Raw genomic sequence first — 16,522 nt, 5'->3', positions numbered from 1 at the left:
ATGAACGTTAGTATTTTTGGATTAGGATATGTAGGTGCAGTTACAACGGCTTGCCTTTCGAGAGATGGAATTAATGTGATAGGTGTAGATATCAATGAAAATAAAGTTAAAGCTATTGCAAGAGGTGAATCACCCATAGTAGAAGCAGGTTTGACTGAATTGCTTGAAGCTGGTGTGGAAAAAGGGCGAATAACGGCAACAACTGATGCTGAACAAGCTGTTAATAATTCTGAAATATCAATAATAAGTGTTGGTACTCCCAGCAGATCTGATGGCGCTCTTGATTTACAATATGTTTACAGGGTATGTGAAATCATTGGAAAAGCTGCAGCTGAAAAAGGGGAAGATCACATCGTAGTTATTCGAAGTACTGTACTTCCTGGCACAACGGAAGAATGTGCTGAAATATTGAAGAAACATTCTGGTGATGTAAATATAGAAATAGGATTTAATCCTGAATTTCTCCGGGAAGGTTCAGCTGTCAAAGATTTTGATGAGCCTGCTTTTACTATTATTGGCACAAAATCTGATTTGGTGGAATTGACTCTGAAAGATATGTATGCATCAGTAGATGCACCATTTGTTGTAGTTGAACCGGGCGTTGCTGAAATGATTAAATACGCTGCTAATGCGTGGCACGCTACTAAAATTGCTTTTGCAAATGAAATTGGACGTGTCGCAAAACATGCTGGTGTTGATGGCAGAAAGGTGATGGAAATCCTCGTAGAAGATCGGAAATTAAATATTTCCACAGCCTATATGCGCCCTGGTTTTGCTTATGGTGGCTCTTGTTTGCCCAAAGATGTAAGGGCTTTAGAGTACTATGGAAAAATCAACAATGTCGGAGTTCCGTTACTTGATTCACTATCAAAGAGTAATACAGCACAGATACAGTTAGCTCTTGATTTAATAAGACAAAACGATTACAAAAAAATTGCATTGCTTGGCCTCGCTTTTAAACCCGGAACAGATGACCTGCGAGAAAGTCCATCTGTTGAACTGGCCGAACAATTAATCGGAAAAGGATTTGAATTGAAAATTTATGATCCGGCAATTAATGAAAGCAGATTAATTGGTAGTAATAAAGAGTTTATAGACTCAAAAATTCCACATCTGTCTAAACTACTTGTTGACGAAAATAAAATTATTGAAGATGTGGATGTTTTAATTGTTTCACATGGAGCCGGAGAGTTTAGGAAAGTACTGGAGAAAGCCAATCAATCTATTCCTGTATTGGACCTAACCGGAATTGTTAAAAATTTAAAGTCTGTTAAGAATTATGAAGGAATCGCCTGGTAAAGTTCTGATTATTGTAGAAAATTTACCATTACCATTTGACAGAAGAGTATGGATGGAATCCAATACACTCAAAAAAAATGGATATGAAGTAGCCATCATTTGCCCGAAAGGAAAAGGTTATGAAGATGATTATGAAGAATTAAATGGTATTCATATATACAGACATAACCTTCCACCCGAAGTTAGCAGCGCCAAAGGATATTTAAGAGAATATTCACATGCTCTATGGCACGAATTCCGGTTAGCCAGATTGATTAGGAAGAATCACGGATTTGATGTCATTCACGCCTGTAATCCACCAGATTTAATCTTCATTGTTGCTTCCTGGTTCAAACTATTTCACGGGACAAAATTTATTTTTGATCAGCATGATTTAAATCCTGAGCTGTATGAATCAAAATTCAATAAAAAAGGATTTTTCCATTCAGCATTAAAAGTTGCAGAAAAACTGACTTTCAAACTTGCTGATACTGTAATCAGTACAAATGAATCATACAAAGAGATTGCAGAAATCCGTGGGAAGAAAAATCCGGATGATGTAATTGTTGTGCGATCAGGTCCGGATCTTCGTTTCTTCAATAAGGTTGAAGAAAACAATTCGTACAGAAATAATAAGAAATACCTGGTAGGATATCTGGGAGTAATGGGTGAGTTTGATGGTGTAGATCATCTTGTAAAAGCCGCTCATTATTTGATAAAAGAAAAAGGGAGAACGGATATTCAATTTTGTTTTGTAGGCGGCGGCCCGATGCTTGAAAGCTTAAAAGAATTATCTGAAAATCTTGAAATTGAGGGAAATGTTGAATTTACCGGTAGAGTATCTGATGAAGAATTGATTGAAAGGCTATCATCATGTGATGTTTGTGCCAATCCTGATCCATTAAATCCTCTAAATGATAAATCCACAATGAATAAGATTTTGGAATATATGGCACTTGAACGGCCTATTGTACAGTATGATTTGTTAGAGGGAAAGAGATCTGCAGGCGAGGCATCATTATATGCAGAACCAAACGATATCGAAGATTTAGCCAATAAAATTGAGGTACTTCTTGAGGATGAAGAATTAAGAGAGAAAATGGGTGCGATAGGAAGAAAGAGAATGGAGGAAGAATTTGAATGGAAGTATCAAGAAAAGAAATTACTTAAAGCCTACAGACACTGTTTGAATAAATAGAAAAATAAAGGTATTCATATCAACTAAAGCGCCCACTTTATACCGATTAGTAATCCGATTTGATTGCCAATTAGTGCTCCATGATCAAAACCGAATTCAGTATTGAAAGTGAACGGAATATCTTGAATAATCTTTTGTGTCTCCATACCTATATAAAATGACCACTGATCTATAGACGGATCAAACAATGGGGCCTTTTCTGAATCTTCCGGGATACGGTTATCCCATCGTTTACCGTAATTGCGGCTGAAGGTAGCTTTGGTAGTAAGTTGGATGCTCTGTGGAAGGGAAAAGGCCATTCCAAGATGATGAGCGACAATTCGGTTATTAAATACACTGATCATAGGATCTGAACTGGGAACAAACAGAGGGTTACCAATTGTAGAACTATTATAAACCCAACCGGATCGGTAAACACCATGATTGTAGTAATTTTCATTACCACGGTAACGATCTCGGGTCAAATCACCTCCAATATTTTCACGCCGGGGTCCGTCTTGGTGTTTAGTATACAAAAATTCATATGTTAACTGAGTTATGGGGAGATTCAACTGTCTACCGGGAAGAACACTGATTCCTGTCAGTGCATCTTGCGGGCTTTTTAACTTTAGGTTGTCTTTCGTTTCAAGGGGAAACTGGCGATAGACTTTCACATCCACAGCGTCCAGTTCAAGGTAGAATCCAAAATCCCAGGCACCTTTTTGATCTCCAATAATAAAATTAGAACCTTCTGCTGCTCCTTCACTCGCACTGACCGCGATTAAAACCCTGAAAAAATCATCAATTGAAGAGTCTAGTTGCCCTTTCTCAGGACTATTTCCCCCCCAAAGTACATACTGTGCAATCCCGCCATACAGATTCAACGGAAAATCCCCGCCAAAGCGTGCGTGACCTACTTTTTCATGGTAGAGAACATCGGAGACGTAGCGCTCACTGCCCAGCCAACCGTGAGCCATGTGACCTTTAATTTGTACAAAATTGCGGGTGAACGGGAGGGAGGTCCAGTCAGTCAGCCCGGCCCGGATCTGTGGAATTGGAGTGGCATTTCCGCTAACGCCCAGCGAGCCCATGCCGAGCTCTTCATCATGAATGGGGGAGGTGTTGTGAAACCGCCCCGCCTGCAGGAACAGGTTCCAGGCGTCAAGGCGCACGTAGCCCTGGTTGAAGAAGGCAGTGGGTTGGGTGACGGGCCGGGCAATGAAATCGGCACCGTAACTGAAATTTAGAAAATTGGTTAATGGGTTATTGGTGCTGTGGGCCTGGATGCGGGTAAGAAACTGGCTTCCTTCGGAGGAGAACATCCCATGGCGGTTGCTCTGGAGCCAGAACGGGGTAGTGCCGGAGGAGCTGACGAGGGCGTGGGTTTCGAGGGTTAGATCGGGGGGGGTGAATTGGGCGTGTGCCTGCTGCGGTAGTGATACGAGTAGTGCCAGGGTAGTAAGCAGCAGGAGGACAGATAGTTGTTTAAAATTTTGGGGCATGCAGCAGGGAATTGAAAATTGATGATTCAAAATTGAAGAATTTCTATCAATGAATGGTTTTGGCTCAGCTAACACATTCATAGAAAACCGTTAAGGGGTTCTTTTATTATCGGTTCGTGGTGAATTTATTAAAGAAAGTTAATGAAAATGGGGGAGAGATGTATCACACGTCGCATTGCTTTTCCTGGTCCTGCAGAGAGTGAGTGGGTGAGTGGGTGAGTGGGTGAGTTGTAACGAAGAACCTCAGCCTTAAGTAATCGTGTGCTGGCAACAGGGTTCGTTGCCTCTTCGGAGAAGGTTGAGGTTGAGGAGAGTTGTTACGAAGAGCCTCAGCCTTTAGTAAACTTGAGCAGGCAACAGAGTTCGTTGCCTCTTCGGAGAAGGTTGTGGTTGAGGAGAGTTGTAACAAATAGCCTCAGCCTTTAGTAAACTTCATCGGGAACCAGATTTCGCAGCCTTTTAGGAGAAGGTTGAGGTTCAGGAGAGTTGTAACAAAAAACCTTAGCCTTTAATAATTCAGATCAGAATAGCTATATTGTTGGCATGAACTCAATTATCCGTCAGAATCAAAACTCTTTAGAAAAAATTTGCAGATCCTTGCCTGTAGATAAGCTATATGTTTTTGGCTCCTGTGCAGACAGTTCATTACAGGATGAGAGCGATCTTGATTTTCTTGTAACTTTTAATAGTGACTTATCTGCTCAGGATTATGCAGATAACTATTTTTTGCTTCACAAAAAGCTGTCAGATCTTTTTAACAGAAAAATAGATCTGGTTACGGAGCAGTCCCTGTTAAATCCATACTTCACCGAGAGTATCAACAGCAGTAAAAAGCTGATCTATGATAAAAAGCATCAAAAAATATCTGTTTGATATAAAAACTGCTATTGAATCGATTGAGGAATATGTTGAGCCTGTTGATTCATTTGAAGAGTATCAGCAAAATAAACTTATTCGAAGAGCTGTTGAGAGAGAAATTGAGATTATTGGCGAAGCTACGAACCGAATCTTAAAACTGGATGATTCCGTCAATATCGCACATGCCCGTAAAATAGTAGATACCAGAAACTGGGTCATTCACGGCTATGATAGTGTTGATGATAAAATAATTTGGGGCGTTATTACCAAATATCTGCCAAAACTTAAAGACGAAGTTGAAAAATTGCTAAGTGAAAAAGACAGAAATCGGTCCTAATGAAAGAGAGAAGGGGAGAGGGATGTAGCGCGTGGCTCCTGCCTCGCGTGTTTTGTGTCTGTATATGAACCTGGGTACTGCTTTTGTGAGGGAGTGATGGAGAGAGGGAGTGAGTGGGTGATGTTGGAAATATTGACATATAGCAGGGTGTTGGAAATTTGTTGGTTTTGTAAAATGAGGCCTGACAGCGTCAACTTAGATATTAGATGATAGATAAAAGATATTAGCTGGACGGTCAGTTCATGATTGGTTATCAGCCTTTGCGTAAGCAGTTTGTAACAACCGTTTTGGTATCACTTTATTATCGGTTCAAGGCTAACTTATTAAGCAAAATTAATGAAATTTAGTGTAAGATGTGTTTCACCTTTCCACAGTTCCACAGTTCCACAATTCAACAATCGAACCGTTTGTCGAACGTTTGCTATTCACTTTGTTGCGGCACAATCTGAGGTGGTGGAATTTTTACGAGCGTTGGGCACCGGGTGGTTGTTATTTCTTGCCACTGTTATGAGAAGGTTTAGGTTGAGGAAAGGGGAATAGTAAAATTTAATATATTGAGTTATGTTTTATTGTAATCACCTAAATTGATGATAGTATGGAATATAAAATCATAGATCGAATAACTATAGACCCGGCAATTTGTAATGGCAAGCCGGTGATAAGAGGGAAGAGGATCACCGCACAAACTATTATGGAGTTCCTGGCAGCAGGAGAGTCGAAAGAATCTATTTTGAAACAATATCCGAGCCTGGAATCAGAAGATATTGATGCTGTTCTTAAATTTGCTGCATCAATGATGGAGCATAATTATACGGTTAAACAAATGGTATAATGTCAAAGCCCGAATATTTAACCCGAATTATTCATTAGTAAGTGTGCAGTATTAGCTTAAAGTGTTAAAATTCTATTATTTACTAAATTGATTATATAGCTCAAATTTGGGCGTAGATATTTTCTGCGAAATTTTAATGTGCACTGCGTTGAAGTGCAAATGGCTTACTCAGGGTACAAGTGTACCCTTCCGTCACCATTTTCGCTTCGCCTTGTTCACATCAATATTTCTTGATGAATAATCCGGGTTAATAGATGTCAATTTGCCTTATTATTTTTCTTTTTGGGAAGGAGGGAAGTTTGTGCATCAAGCTGATTTAGGTGATACGTGGAGTGATGAAAGAATCTGGAAATATGCAAGAAAACATAACCTGACTGTGATAACCAAGGATTCAGATTTCTCTAATCGAATAATTATGACAAATCCACCACCAAAAGTTATTCATTTAAAGATTGGCAATATTAAATTGAACCAGCTTTATGAATTTTTAACTAAACATTGGGATGAGATTCTTAAGCTGAGTGAGAAAAGTAAGTTGGTAAATGTTTACGAAGATAAATTGTATAGTATAGATTAAACGGAAAGAGTTATTGAAAGAGTGAAGGAGTATGGGACTGAGTGGGTGAAGGAGGGAAAGTGTCTTGCTACTTTTCTGAGAAGGTTGAGGTTTAGGAGGGTTGTATCGAAGAACCTCAGCCTTCAGTCATTTTGTGCTGGCAACGGGGTTTGGTGCCTTTTCGAAGTAGGTTGAGGTTGAGAAAAGCGGTCACCAAGAACTCAACCTTTTTGTTGCTTTTTCACCTTTCATTTGAAAAATTCCATCTCTCCATCTCTCCATCTCTCCATCTCTCCATCTCTCCATCTCTCCATTTCTCCATCTCTCCATCTCAAAGGTTGATTATGAGATCTGTTCTAAACATCCGAGGAATAACGTAACTGGACCATTTTATTATCGGTTCTTGGTTAATTTATTAAAGAAAGCTAATGATAATATGGAGAGTTATTGAGCTATTCGGTTCGCTTGTATTGAGAGCGCTGTTGCGTGTTGAATTATTGAGACAGGATGTTGGGCCGTAAATCTCTGTACTTAAGGATTGCGAAACGGACACTTACCATTCTGCTGAAGCAGACTATTCAACATACCGCCCAAAGCAGGATGCTCAATTTTTGTGCGATAGCCTCAGGAAAAAATGACGGGGATAATGACCGGCAATCAGGCGGTAATTTTTTTATTTAAACGAACAATAAGATTAGTATATTAAAATAATGATATGATTTTTGCCTATAAGATTATTTGAAATGAGCTATAAGATAACACTTGATTTGCCTGAAGAATCATTTTCAGTCTTACGACAACATCCGGGTGATTTTGCAAAAGAATTACTGCATGCTGCTTTAAGTAAGTGGTACGAGCAAGGATTGATCTCTCAGTCTAAAGCATCTGAAATAGCACGTTTGTCCAGGCAGGAATTTTTAGAAGTGCTTAAACAGTACAATGTGTCTCCCTTTCAATACACGCCAGACGATCTTGAGAAAGAAATTCAATAAAATTAATCTATGCTGCTTGTATGCAATGCCTCCCCTTTAATATTTCTTGCAAAAATTGATTTAATTGATGTACTGCCACAACTTACTGAAAATCTCACGATACCTATCGGGGTTTATCAGGAAATTAAAGGTCAAAATGATGCAGCCTGTGAATGGGTTGATAAGCATAAGAATAAGTATGTCATAGAGATTGATACCACGCCAAAGGTTATTGAATCGTGGGATTTGGGAAAAGGTGAAACGGAAGTTATCACTCATGCCTATTCAAGAAAAGATGTAAAAGCAGCTTTGGACGATAAAGCAGCGCGAAATTGTGCAGCAAGTTTGGGAATTAGTGTTATTGGAACGATTGGACTTATTTTGGTCGCAAATAAAAAGGGACATATCGAAAAGCCTGTCGCATATCTCGAGAAATTAAAGGAAACAGGATTTAGAATCGGCGATGATCTATTAGAACATGCAATTCGCCTGGCCGGTAAATGAAACCGTTGAGGCATAAGATCGTCAGTCGGTGGATCGTGTTGAGGGCACTCTTTGCGTGCTGTTGAGTGTGATCCGATGGGGATTTAATCTGGAGCCAGTCGGGTATATGTTTATCACCTAATTCTTCTATCACATCAGGTGTGGTCGTAATGTCTCCATATAGTTCATTAAGCAATCGAAGTTCATCAATATTTGTTAATACAATCAGGCAACTGGTATTCGTAATAACCTCTTCATGCATTGTCTGCATCTTTTTTTAGGGTCTATGTTGATCGGTGTGGGTAATCAAATTGTAGTATACCACAGGTGAAGTAGATCATGTTGATAAAATTCTTTGTATTTCTGTAGCCGCGGGCTCTGCGTTTGATCAATTGTATCTTTGAGTTAATTCCTTCCAGTATACCATTGGTCAGTTTCGATGTAATGTAGTTGAGGATTCCATCCCAATGTTTCTTTACCGTCTTTACAAACGCCAGAAAGGGAGCAATCTCTGATTCTTGAGTCATATCACACCAAAAGGCTAAAAATCCATGGGCTTCTTGCGGGGTCTTCATGGTCCAAAAATCATCAAACAGCTCCTTTAGCCTCTAGGCCTCGCCAAGCTGCGGATACAGTTCAACAAGGGCATGTCGCTGTACGGATTGGTCCTCGGTTAACTGCTTGGAGGATTTTAAAAAGGTGTATTTATGTCCTTTTAACTCCACATGACGCCGCCGTTCACTCTTGCGAACCTCATCCATCGCCTTATTCAGCAGGGCTTTTACATGGAAGCGGTCGAAGGTAACCTGCGCGTCTGGGAAACAGGACTCCACACCGCTGATAAACGCCGGAGACAGATCGATGCACACCTGGCTGATCTGTTCGGGCGGGGTCTTTTTGGTTTCCAGGTAGTCTTTGATTGACTCAATCGTATCCGCGCCTTTCCCCTCTGTGGCATGAATTACCCGCCGCTCGTCCATATCCACCCCAATGGTAATGTAGCGGTGGCCTTTGCGGGAACTCGTCTCATCGACACCCAGCTGGGTTACCTGGCTGTGATCGGCTTTCTCATACGCCCGACCAACCCAATGATCAAAGATCGTCCAAATGCGGTTAGGGTACTCCCGCATGGCTTTCCCTACCCGGTTGACCGGCATTTCGTATTCAATAAGCATCATACTATAGGCCTCGAACAACATCGTAAATCCACTGCCTTTACGTGCCCAGGGGACATCTACTTGTTTGACGGTGCCATCACTACAAATCACTCGCGGAACCTTACAATGAATATAGCAGGTGTGTTCAAAAAAGTTCAGATGACGCCAGCGACGCTCCATTGTGTCATGAACAGAGCACGGCTCCCCGGCAATAGGATCAGAAAATTTGGCTCCTTTTTCGAAGCCAATATCAATGCGTAGAACCTTTTGGCCATCCTCCTCGATAAAATCAACGTTATTGAGTTTCCAGGGATGCTGCAAGCCTAAGGCCATCGAAAAAAGTTCTTTACTATTCATTTATTCTCGGTAAAAAATGCTGGTTGATTGAGTGGATCAATAGTAGCACTTTTATATCTTACCCACACTAATCAACATAGAGCCTTTTTTTAAATCACCGGCAGGATAGTTGAATATAGACACATTGTATTTATGCAAGAGTTCGGCGAATGCCCGTTTGGATAATCCTGCTATTTGGGCTGCCTGGCCAAGAGAAAGTTTTCCGCTTTCATAAAGACGACTGGCGACAAGCATCTCTATTTCATGGTTATTCAGTTCTATGTTATCCGGAAGATTTAAAGTCACGGTTTTCATTTGGAAAACGATCAATTTGAAATTTAGTCTGCAAGTAATATAATGATTTTGATCTTAAGCTGAATATACCAGTTTAGGAAGAGAGGGTGCGGAAGAGAGGGTGAGAGTGGGAGATTTGTAGCAAAGAAACTTAGTCTTAAGTAATCATGTGAAGGCAACCGTGTTCGTTGCCATTTCAGAGAAGGTTGAGGTTGAGGAGGATTGTAACCAAGAGCCTCAGCCTTTAGTTATCTTGTGCGGGCAACAGTGTTCGTTGCCTTTTCGGAGAAGGTTGAGGAGAGTTGTGACAAAGAGCTTTAGCCTTTAGTAATCTTGTGCAGGCAGAGTAATGCGTAGTCTTTTCGGACAAGATTGAGGTTCAGGAGGGTTGTAACGAAGAACCTCAGCCTTTAGTGATCTTGTGCGGGCAACAGTGTTCGTTGCCTTTTCGGAGAAGGTTGAGGTTGAGTTGAGTTGTAACGAAGAACCTTAGCCTTTGGTAATATTGATCAGGCAACTGAGTTCGTTACCCTTTCGGAGAAGGTTGAGGTTCAGGTGAGTTGCAACGAAGAGCCTCAGCCTTCAGTAAACTTGTGCAGGCAACAAAGTTCGCTGCCATTTCGGACAAGGTTAAAATTGATGAAATCGGTAACCAAGAACCTCAACTTTTTGTTGCATCTTTACCATTCAGTTCGAAAATTCCGTCTTCCGTCTTCCGTCTTCCGTCTTCCGTCTTCCGTCTTCCGTCTTCCGTCTTTGTAAATCCGTCTCGCCGTCACTTCCTTTCTCTTTAACTTTGTACATTCAAAAACGAAACAGTATAATGCATCAAGCGTTACATTTGAGAACTTTTATTTTTTGCAGAATAAACATTAAGAATAGAATCCTATGATCTCAAAAAAGAATGTAATTCAAGGTCTTGAAAAACTCCCCGAGCATTTCTCTATAGATGATCTTCTGGATCGATTGCTGTTAATTGAAAAAATTGAAACTGGATTAACACAGTCCGAAAATGATGAAACTGTAAGCACCGAAGATGCAAAAAAACATCTCGAGAAATGGCTGAGGTAAGATGGACACCTCAGTCACTTTCTGATATGAATAATATTGCCGAATATATAGCAAAAGATTCCGAGGTATACGCTGCAATTCAAACAGAACGTTTTTTCTTCACTGCAGAAGCATTGGAAAATCAAATTAGAACGGGAAGGATAGTGCCGGAAATTGAAAATGAATCTATTCGAGAATTGATTTTGGGATTTTATCGGATCATTTACAGAGTAGTTGATGAAAATCGGGTCGACATCTTAACGATCCATCACAGTCGCAGAAGTATTGAGGGAAATGACGCTCTACAGTCGTTTCTTTAAGATTAACAGCTGAGAAAGAGTGAGTGGGTGAGGGGGAGAGTTGTAACGAAGAACCTTAGCCTTTGGTAGTTTTGCGCAGGCAACATGTTCGGTGCCTTTTCAGAGAAGGTTGAGATTAAGGAGGGTTGTAACAAAGAGCCTCAGCTTTCAGAAATCTTGTGCAGGTAAAAGAATTCATTACCTCTTCGGAGAAGGTTAAGGTTGAGAAAAGCGGTAACCAAGAATCTCAGGCTTTTGTTGTTTTTTACCATTCAGTTTGAAAATTCATCACTCCATCACTCCATCACTCCATCAACGAGTATTTGTTGTAATATAGTTACAGTTATTTGAAAAATTGGATAAGTATGATTTTTTGAGCTCGTTTTGTATTATAGTTGGTATGAGGCTGCCAATAAATGCTATAATTTCAGAAAGAAAAGTAAAAGAATACTTACTGAGTTATAGAAAAAGAAGTGATAAATCGAAGAGGCTTTCCCCAAAGGATGCCCATGGCAAAAAAGCTGGATATGATTCTGAGAATTGGAAAAGACTGGAGCAAGATATACGAATGCAATTATTAATTCGTGAAGCTGTTCTTGTTCAGAGAAATGAATTTGGTGACATATATGAAATAACAGGAAAATTGAATGGTCCAAATGGAAAATCGTTGTTTGTTCGATCTATCTGGGTGGAAGAATATGGCTCCAAATTAACTAAATTTATAACAATGTATCCACTCCGTGATAGAGGTTAATATGAAATATGAATTGTTTAGCGAAGTCGTATTATTAAAAGATATACCTGAAGAAAAATTGAAAACAGGTGAGATTGCTACTGTTGTAGAGAATCACCCATCTGAATCTTCAGAAGATGGGTATACGCTTGAAGTATTTAATGCGGTTGTTGATACAAATGCTGTAATCACAGTTACTGTATCTGATATTGAATCACTTAAAGAGAGTGAAGTACTACGTATCAGATCAATGGGAGCTGTTTAAATCTTGTTTTTCTTGCTTTGTACGTGTTGAGTGGCACGCTTTGCGTGCCGTTTATGGCTATGCTTCGCTTGCTGTTAAGTGTGCTTCGCACGTAAGGACCATGAACGGCTGATTCTCTTACCGTGAGCGGAGCCAGTGCATTTCTGGTCCCGACCCATCGGGGCGAACACTTACCATTCTGCGGCAGCAGAATACTCAACATTCACGCAGTAAATACGAACCATCACGCAAGTCGTTTTCGGTCTTCTCATCCCATTAAATAGTTTCAAATATCATTTTAATACTGACTTTAGTAGATTGTATTTGATAATTAAGATTTAAAGCCACATTTGAGATGGAAGAGTTCGATCGTATTCAATTTAACCCAAATATAATGGGAGGGAAGCCAACCATCAGGGGGATGCGCGTAACAGTAGGTGCCGTGGTTGGACTTGTTGCATCCGGTTATTCAACGGAGAAGATTCTCAATCTTTATCCGTACCTGGAAGACAAAGATATAACACAGGCCCTTCAATACGCCGCGTGGCGATCCGATGAACTTGAGCAGCCATTGGATCCCGCATGAAATTTTTGATTGATATGAATTTATCACCTGATTGGATAGATACATTTCAGGAAAAAGGATTTCAGGCTATTCACTGGTCTGCAGTTGGGGCGTTAAATGCATCTGATGAGGAGATTATGGAATATGCTTATTCGAATGGTTACATAGTATTTACCCATGATCTTGATTTCGGAGATATATTAGCCGCTACAGGAGCGAAAGGACCCAGTGTAATTCAGGTACGAACTAATAATATTGCGCCCGAGTCTTTAAAAGTAGTGTTATTTAAGGCAATTCATCAATTTAATCACCGTCTTGGAAAAGGTGCTTTAATCACTCTTGATCCCGGCAGAATGCGTGCACGTATATTGCCTCTGAAAAAATGATAGGGCTACTTTTAAGTTCCGAGTATCAGAAATACGAGTGTAAAAAAGTTCTTTCCTACGCCGAAACGTTTAAGCTGGGCATTGAAGCGCAACGAAGAACGTTGATCTGGAACTGCGCCGTCAGCGCCGCACATTCCCAAATCGCGGCCCTGTCAGTTCGATTGGAAGGAAATTGTTGAGGCGCTGTTTAAATGTAGTTCTCAAGACAGGTTGATAATTGGAAAAAGCTGGAGTCTCTCCATCTCTCATTCTGTTCGATTTTTTCAGATATAAAAGTTAGGAAAACGACAGACATTATGACAGTAATCTGACTCATGAGTGTTCGAAAAAGATGCTGCTTAATCCCCATACCAAGTCCATACCATCTCCGTACCAAGTCCGTAAAATTTTGGCGTTGGTACGGACTTGCTAAACCGTAATATGGTGGGTTTCTAAAGAATAAAAAATATTGTCATAATGACATCTTAGGAGCAATGATTGCCCTCCCTCACTCTTTCACTCCCTCACTCCCTCACTCCGTCCATCAGTTCACTAAGCCAAAAGTCCGTTCTTATTATATTCAACACCATTGTGTTCCAGTATCCCGATAAACTCCTCTTCACACGTCAAAGACTCATGAATGGTTTTTTGATTGTCTATATAGTTAGCTAATTTTGTGAAGTCTGACCGGCTGGCACTAAATGCCCCATAGCCATCCTGCCAATCAAATGGCCGTTTTTCTCCAAAAAAAGAGTTGTTCATCCAGGTTTTTGTGAACTCTTTAATTTCTTTGATTAATGAATCAATAGTCTTCGACGGAAGAGGAGTGATCACAAGATGAACGTGATCGCAGATGCCGCCAATGGATGAAACCGGACATGCATTGTGACGGCCATATTCTATAATGCTCTTTCATAATTTTTCTTCATACTCCGGTAAAATCAGGCGGAGACAATTTTTTGTGCAAAACATAGTATGGATGTATATATGATTTGTGATGACGTGCATGTCTGTTCCTCCATTACCTTAGCTGGAAATCTGTGTAAAAAATGATTCGGTGGAGTGCATGATAGTAATATGGAATATTCCTTACAGTTTTGATGAGATATTCTGATAAAGCGTCTTAACTATAACCTGCGCCATCCGATAATAAACCAATAAGTTGCGGCAGTTATAAAATTCCCTAAACAGCCTATCTTTGAGCTGTGAAAAACTAATGTTTTGGGCATTTCTATATTGTAACGCGGTATCGTATATTTTGGACTTGCTTTAATCAAGGAATATAAATTACAGAGTAAAACAAATGGGTCTATCGGAACAACTGGAAAAAATTAATAACAAGACATTTACAATCGGAGTTATTGGCCTGGGATACGTTGGCCTGCCCCTGATGTGGACGTTTCACAAGAAAGATATGCCGGTTCTCGGGTTTGATGTCGACAAGAAAAAAGTGGACTGCATTAAATCCGGTACACCCTACATCAAGCACCTCGGTGAAGAGATGATGGGGATTCTCTCAAAAAGTGATAAGTGCGATGCAACAACCAATTTTTCCAGAATGCCGGAAGCAGATGCGCTACTCATGTGCGTTCCAACGCCGCTGAATCACCACCGCGAGCCGGATATGACTTTCGTGGAGAAGACCACCAGAACGGTTGCTGAGCATTTAAGAGAGGGACAATTGGTCATTCTGGAGTCAACGACCTATCCCGGAACGACCGAAGACCTGATTATTCCGATTCTTGAAGAGAAAAGCGGCCTCAAGTCGGGCGAAGATTTTTATGTGGCCTACAGCCCGGAGCGGGAAGATCCCGGCAATCCTGATTTTAACACCTCAAAGATACCAAAAGTAGTGGGCGGTCACGGCAATGAAGCCCTGATGCTGGCCTGTGCTCTGTATGATACCGCCATCGTTCAGACCGTCCCCGTCAGCAACACCAAGACGGCAGAAGCGGTGAAGCTGACCGAAAACATTTTCAGGTCTGTGAACATCGCGATGGTCAACGAGCTGAAAGTCATTTATGCAGCCATGGGCATCGACGTACACGAAGTTTTGGACGCGGCCGGCACCAAGCCATTCGGTTTTATGAAATTTACGCCGGGCCCAGGTCTTGGCGGACACTGTATACCAATCGATCCGTTTTACCTTACCTGGAAAGCGCGTGAAGTGGAGCAGCCCACACGTTTTATTGAACTGGCGGGGGAGATCAATACAAACATGCCGCGTTACGTGGTACAGCGAACGCTCGAAGCTTTGAACTATCACAAAAAATCACTCAATGGCAGTAAAGTGCTGCTGATCGGTTTGGCATATAAGCCCAATGTGGATGACGACCGGGAATCCCCAACTTACAAGCTGATGGAGCTTTATGAAGATATGGGTGCTGAGGTTTCTTATTACGACTCCTACGTGCCGGAAATCAAGCCGTCACGCGAGTATGCACAATACGCTGGCCGAACATCTGTCGAATGGGATGAGAAGACGATCAGCCAGTTCGATGCTGTCGTCATCTCCACCAACCACGACAACATCAACTACCGAGAGCTTGCCAAATGGTCACCCTGTATTGTTGACACCCGTAATGCAATGAAAGAAGTAGGGTCGAAAGACGGTCAGGTGTTTAAGGCGTAGCTGGTAGCTTTGCAAAGGGATCGAGTTTTTTAGAGGTCTCATTTTGCCTCAGGATTTTAGGAACTTACAGAGAAGGTTGAGGTTTGTGGATTTTGATTCAAAGAACTTCAGCCTTTAGTAATCTTGTTTGGGTCGCTGAACTCCGTGACTTTTCAGAGAAGGTTGAGGCTGAGGGATTTTAATACTGAGAACCTCAGCCTTAACTCTTCCTCTCAAGCTTATTGGTAATCCTATTAAGTTCGTGGATCAGATTATCATACTGATCGACGAGTTGATTGATTTGCTCTTTATCAAAATACTCAACGCCCTCTCCGTATAATAGATGATTTTGCGTTTCATAGGCTGAACCCCTGCTAACAGTATAAAAATAGATCTTATCTTTACTGGTTCGTCTGCCAAAAGCTTCAGCTATATTCGCCGATACACTATTCGATGATCGTCGTATCTGTGACGTCAAAGCGTAATCTTCGGACCGGGGTAGTCCTTTTGTAAGATTGAAAACGGATATTGAAAGCTGGAATGAATTTTGCCAAACGCTCATATCCCTGAAACTCTTAATCATGGTGCTCTCCTGCATTTGTTTTTGTTAAATGATCTCAGATTGTTCGGAAATCAGTAGAATATTACAAATACTTTTCTTGAAACGATAAGTTGAGGCTAAGTTATGTGGAAACAAGGAACCTTAGCCTTCAGTAACATTGTGTGCGTTTCAAATTACGCTGCCAAAACAAAGAAGGTTAAGGTTGAGGGAAGTGGCTACAGAGAACCTCAACCTTAAGTAACTCTGATCAAGCCGCTGAATTTGGTGACTTTTCAGAAAAGGTTAAGGCTGAGGTTTTTATGATACAGAGAG

The 16,522-nt window shown here is 40.8% G+C and carries 19 protein-coding genes and 2 pseudogenes; 16 read left to right on the top strand and 5 right to left on the bottom strand.

Features of this window, described 5'->3' with window-relative positions; all coding sequences use genetic code 11:
• Both AABW11_RS02970 and AABW11_RS02965 read left to right on the top strand, forming a co-directional pair.
• Window positions 1–1,299 carry a UDP-glucose/GDP-mannose dehydrogenase family protein gene (locus AABW11_RS02970; RefSeq protein WP_340103267.1) on the top strand — a complete coding sequence of 433 codons (1,299 nt, stop codon included), beginning with the start codon at window positions 1–3 and terminating at the stop codon, window positions 1,297–1,299.
• Window positions 1,280–2,476 (top strand): glycosyltransferase family 4 protein, encoded by a 1,197-nt coding sequence (locus AABW11_RS02965; RefSeq protein WP_340103265.1) that lies wholly within the window; start codon window positions 1,280–1,282, stop codon window positions 2,474–2,476. Before AABW11_RS02970 ends, AABW11_RS02965 begins: the two co-directional genes overlap by 20 nt.
• A 23-nt stretch (window positions 2,477–2,499) precedes the next feature.
• Here AABW11_RS02965 and AABW11_RS02960 read toward each other — a convergent pair whose 3' ends face one another.
• Window positions 2,500–3,957, bottom strand: coding sequence for a capsule assembly Wzi family protein (locus tag AABW11_RS02960; RefSeq protein ID WP_340103263.1), 1,458 nt, complete (start codon window positions 3,955–3,957; stop codon window positions 2,500–2,502).
• 543 nt (window positions 3,958–4,500) lie between these two features.
• Between AABW11_RS02960 and AABW11_RS02955 the strand changes: the two genes are divergently transcribed.
• From AABW11_RS02955 to AABW11_RS02930, 6 genes are all read left to right on the top strand, one after another.
• On the top strand, window positions 4,501–4,830 hold the full coding sequence (locus AABW11_RS02955) for a nucleotidyltransferase family protein (RefSeq protein WP_340103261.1): 330 nt from the start codon (window positions 4,501–4,503) through the stop codon (window positions 4,828–4,830).
• Window positions 4,799–5,152 carry a HepT-like ribonuclease domain-containing protein gene (locus AABW11_RS02950; protein ID WP_340103259.1) on the top strand — a complete coding sequence of 118 codons (354 nt, stop codon included), beginning with the start codon at window positions 4,799–4,801 and terminating at the stop codon, window positions 5,150–5,152. The genes AABW11_RS02955 and AABW11_RS02950 overlap by 32 nt, the downstream gene beginning before the upstream one ends.
• Before the next feature lie 595 nt (window positions 5,153–5,747).
• Complete coding sequence (locus AABW11_RS02945) at window positions 5,748–5,984, top strand: DUF433 domain-containing protein (protein ID WP_340103256.1); 237 nt, start codon at window positions 5,748–5,750, stop codon at window positions 5,982–5,984.
• Between the two features lie 250 nt (window positions 5,985–6,234).
• The gene (locus AABW11_RS02940) at window positions 6,235–6,561 is read left to right on the top strand and encodes a DUF5615 family PIN-like protein (RefSeq protein WP_340103321.1); all 327 of its coding nucleotides are present in this window, start codon (window positions 6,235–6,237) and stop codon (window positions 6,559–6,561) included.
• Between the two features lie 722 nt (window positions 6,562–7,283).
• Complete coding sequence (locus AABW11_RS02935) at window positions 7,284–7,532, top strand: UPF0175 family protein (RefSeq protein ID WP_340103254.1); 249 nt, start codon at window positions 7,284–7,286, stop codon at window positions 7,530–7,532.
• A gap of 9 nt (window positions 7,533–7,541) precedes the next feature.
• Entirely contained in the window at window positions 7,542–8,015 is a 474-nt protein-coding gene (locus tag AABW11_RS02930) for a DUF3368 domain-containing protein (RefSeq protein ID WP_340103252.1), read from the top strand.
• A gap of 263 nt (window positions 8,016–8,278) precedes the next feature.
• On the opposite strand, the pseudogene AABW11_RS02925 reads toward AABW11_RS02930, so the two are convergent.
• Both AABW11_RS02925 and AABW11_RS02920 read right to left on the bottom strand, forming a co-directional pair.
• Window positions 8,279–9,508 (bottom strand): annotated as a pseudogene (locus tag AABW11_RS02925) (ISL3 family transposase).
• 51 nt (window positions 9,509–9,559) lie between these two features.
• The gene (locus AABW11_RS02920) at window positions 9,560–9,802 is read right to left on the bottom strand and encodes a UPF0175 family protein (protein ID WP_340103250.1); all 243 of its coding nucleotides are present in this window, start codon (window positions 9,800–9,802) and stop codon (window positions 9,560–9,562) included.
• A gap of 657 nt (window positions 9,803–10,459) precedes the next feature.
• Here AABW11_RS02920 and AABW11_RS20065 point away from each other — a divergent pair.
• The 7 genes and pseudogenes from AABW11_RS20065 to AABW11_RS02890 form a co-directional block, all read left to right on the top strand.
• Window positions 10,460–10,537: pseudogene (locus AABW11_RS20065) on the top strand (hypothetical protein); the annotation flags it as partial.
• A gap of 132 nt (window positions 10,538–10,669) precedes the next feature.
• On the top strand, window positions 10,670–10,852 hold the full coding sequence (locus tag AABW11_RS02915) for a hypothetical protein (RefSeq protein ID WP_340103248.1): 183 nt from the start codon (window positions 10,670–10,672) through the stop codon (window positions 10,850–10,852).
• Window positions 10,840–11,151: a type II toxin-antitoxin system RelE/ParE family toxin gene (locus AABW11_RS02910; protein WP_340103246.1), complete on the top strand. Its 312-nt coding sequence runs from the start codon at window positions 10,840–10,842 to the stop codon at window positions 11,149–11,151. Before AABW11_RS02915 ends, AABW11_RS02910 begins: the two co-directional genes overlap by 13 nt.
• 379 nt (window positions 11,152–11,530) lie before the next feature.
• Window positions 11,531–11,884 (top strand): DUF6883 domain-containing protein, encoded by a 354-nt coding sequence (locus AABW11_RS02905; protein WP_340103244.1) that lies wholly within the window; start codon window positions 11,531–11,533, stop codon window positions 11,882–11,884.
• 1 nt (window position 11,885) lies between these two features.
• A complete protein-coding gene (locus AABW11_RS02900) occupies window positions 11,886–12,128 on the top strand; it encodes a DUF4926 domain-containing protein (protein WP_340103242.1) in 243 nt (80 codons plus the stop codon).
• Between the two features lie 334 nt (window positions 12,129–12,462).
• Window positions 12,463–12,693, top strand: coding sequence for a DUF433 domain-containing protein (locus AABW11_RS02895; protein ID WP_340103240.1), 231 nt, complete (start codon window positions 12,463–12,465; stop codon window positions 12,691–12,693).
• A complete protein-coding gene (locus AABW11_RS02890) occupies window positions 12,690–13,058 on the top strand; it encodes a DUF5615 family PIN-like protein (RefSeq protein ID WP_340103238.1) in 369 nt (122 codons plus the stop codon). Before AABW11_RS02895 ends, AABW11_RS02890 begins: the two co-directional genes overlap by 4 nt.
• Window positions 13,059–13,589: 531 nt before the next feature.
• Here the strand turns inward: AABW11_RS02890 and AABW11_RS02885 are convergent.
• Complete coding sequence (locus AABW11_RS02885; protein ID WP_340103320.1) at window positions 13,590–13,940, bottom strand: transposase; 351 nt, start codon at window positions 13,938–13,940, stop codon at window positions 13,590–13,592.
• Window positions 13,941–14,340: 400 nt separating this feature from the next.
• On the opposite strand from AABW11_RS02885, the gene AABW11_RS02880 reads away from it, so the two are divergent.
• Window positions 14,341–15,669, top strand: a complete 1,329-nt coding sequence (locus AABW11_RS02880) for a nucleotide sugar dehydrogenase (protein WP_340103236.1) — start codon at window positions 14,341–14,343, stop codon at window positions 15,667–15,669.
• 199 nt (window positions 15,670–15,868) lie between these two features.
• Here AABW11_RS02880 and AABW11_RS02875 read toward each other — a convergent pair whose 3' ends face one another.
• The gene (locus tag AABW11_RS02875; protein ID WP_340103234.1) at window positions 15,869–16,231 is read right to left on the bottom strand and encodes a four helix bundle protein; all 363 of its coding nucleotides are present in this window, start codon (window positions 16,229–16,231) and stop codon (window positions 15,869–15,871) included.
• Between the last annotated feature and the right edge of the window lie 291 nt (window positions 16,232–16,522).

Origin of the sequence: Rhodohalobacter sp. 8-1 (genome assembly GCF_038150125.1) — a bacterium.
In the GTDB taxonomy this organism is placed as follows: domain Bacteria; phylum Bacteroidota; class Rhodothermia; order Balneolales; family Balneolaceae; genus SW132.
Note: the sequence above shows the minus strand (reverse complement) of the source record. Positions and strands in the feature narration are given on the sequence as shown.

What these genes read in the sequence shown, in the direction of transcription:
- AABW11_RS02955 (WP_340103261.1), top strand. Translation starts at nt 4,501, where the DNA reads ATGAACTCAATTATCCGTCAGAATCAAAACTCTTTAGAAAAAATTTGC.
- AABW11_RS02930 (WP_340103252.1), top strand. Translation starts at nt 7,542, where the DNA reads ATGCTGCTTGTATGCAATGCCTCCCCTTTAATATTTCTTGCAAAAATT.
- AABW11_RS02965 (WP_340103265.1), top strand. Translation starts at nt 1,280, where the DNA reads ATGAAGGAATCGCCTGGTAAAGTTCTGATTATTGTAGAAAATTTACCA.
- AABW11_RS02880 (WP_340103236.1), top strand. Translation starts at nt 14,341, where the DNA reads ATGGGTCTATCGGAACAACTGGAAAAAATTAATAACAAGACATTTACA.
- AABW11_RS02970 (WP_340103267.1), top strand. Translation starts at nt 1, where the DNA reads ATGAACGTTAGTATTTTTGGATTAGGATATGTAGGTGCAGTTACAACG.
- AABW11_RS02915 (WP_340103248.1), top strand. Translation starts at nt 10,670, where the DNA reads ATGATCTCAAAAAAGAATGTAATTCAAGGTCTTGAAAAACTCCCCGAG.
- AABW11_RS02950 (WP_340103259.1), top strand. Translation starts at nt 4,799, where the DNA reads ATGATAAAAAGCATCAAAAAATATCTGTTTGATATAAAAACTGCTATT.
- AABW11_RS02890 (WP_340103238.1), top strand. Translation starts at nt 12,690, where the DNA reads ATGAAATTTTTGATTGATATGAATTTATCACCTGATTGGATAGATACA.
- AABW11_RS02900 (WP_340103242.1), top strand. Translation starts at nt 11,886, where the DNA reads ATGAAATATGAATTGTTTAGCGAAGTCGTATTATTAAAAGATATACCT.
- AABW11_RS02875 (WP_340103234.1), bottom strand. Translation starts at nt 16,231, where the DNA reads ATGATTAAGAGTTTCAGGGATATGAGCGTTTGGCAAAATTCATTCCAG.
- AABW11_RS02920 (WP_340103250.1), bottom strand. Translation starts at nt 9,802, where the DNA reads ATGAAAACCGTGACTTTAAATCTTCCGGATAACATAGAACTGAATAAC.
- AABW11_RS02945 (WP_340103256.1), top strand. Translation starts at nt 5,748, where the DNA reads ATGGAATATAAAATCATAGATCGAATAACTATAGACCCGGCAATTTGT.
- AABW11_RS02910 (WP_340103246.1), top strand. Translation starts at nt 10,840, where the DNA reads ATGGCTGAGGTAAGATGGACACCTCAGTCACTTTCTGATATGAATAAT.
- AABW11_RS02935 (WP_340103254.1), top strand. Translation starts at nt 7,284, where the DNA reads ATGAGCTATAAGATAACACTTGATTTGCCTGAAGAATCATTTTCAGTC.
- AABW11_RS02960 (WP_340103263.1), bottom strand. Translation starts at nt 3,957, where the DNA reads ATGCCCCAAAATTTTAAACAACTATCTGTCCTCCTGCTGCTTACTACC.
- AABW11_RS02895 (WP_340103240.1), top strand. Translation starts at nt 12,463, where the DNA reads ATGGAAGAGTTCGATCGTATTCAATTTAACCCAAATATAATGGGAGGG.
- AABW11_RS02905 (WP_340103244.1), top strand. Translation starts at nt 11,531, where the DNA reads ATGAGGCTGCCAATAAATGCTATAATTTCAGAAAGAAAAGTAAAAGAA.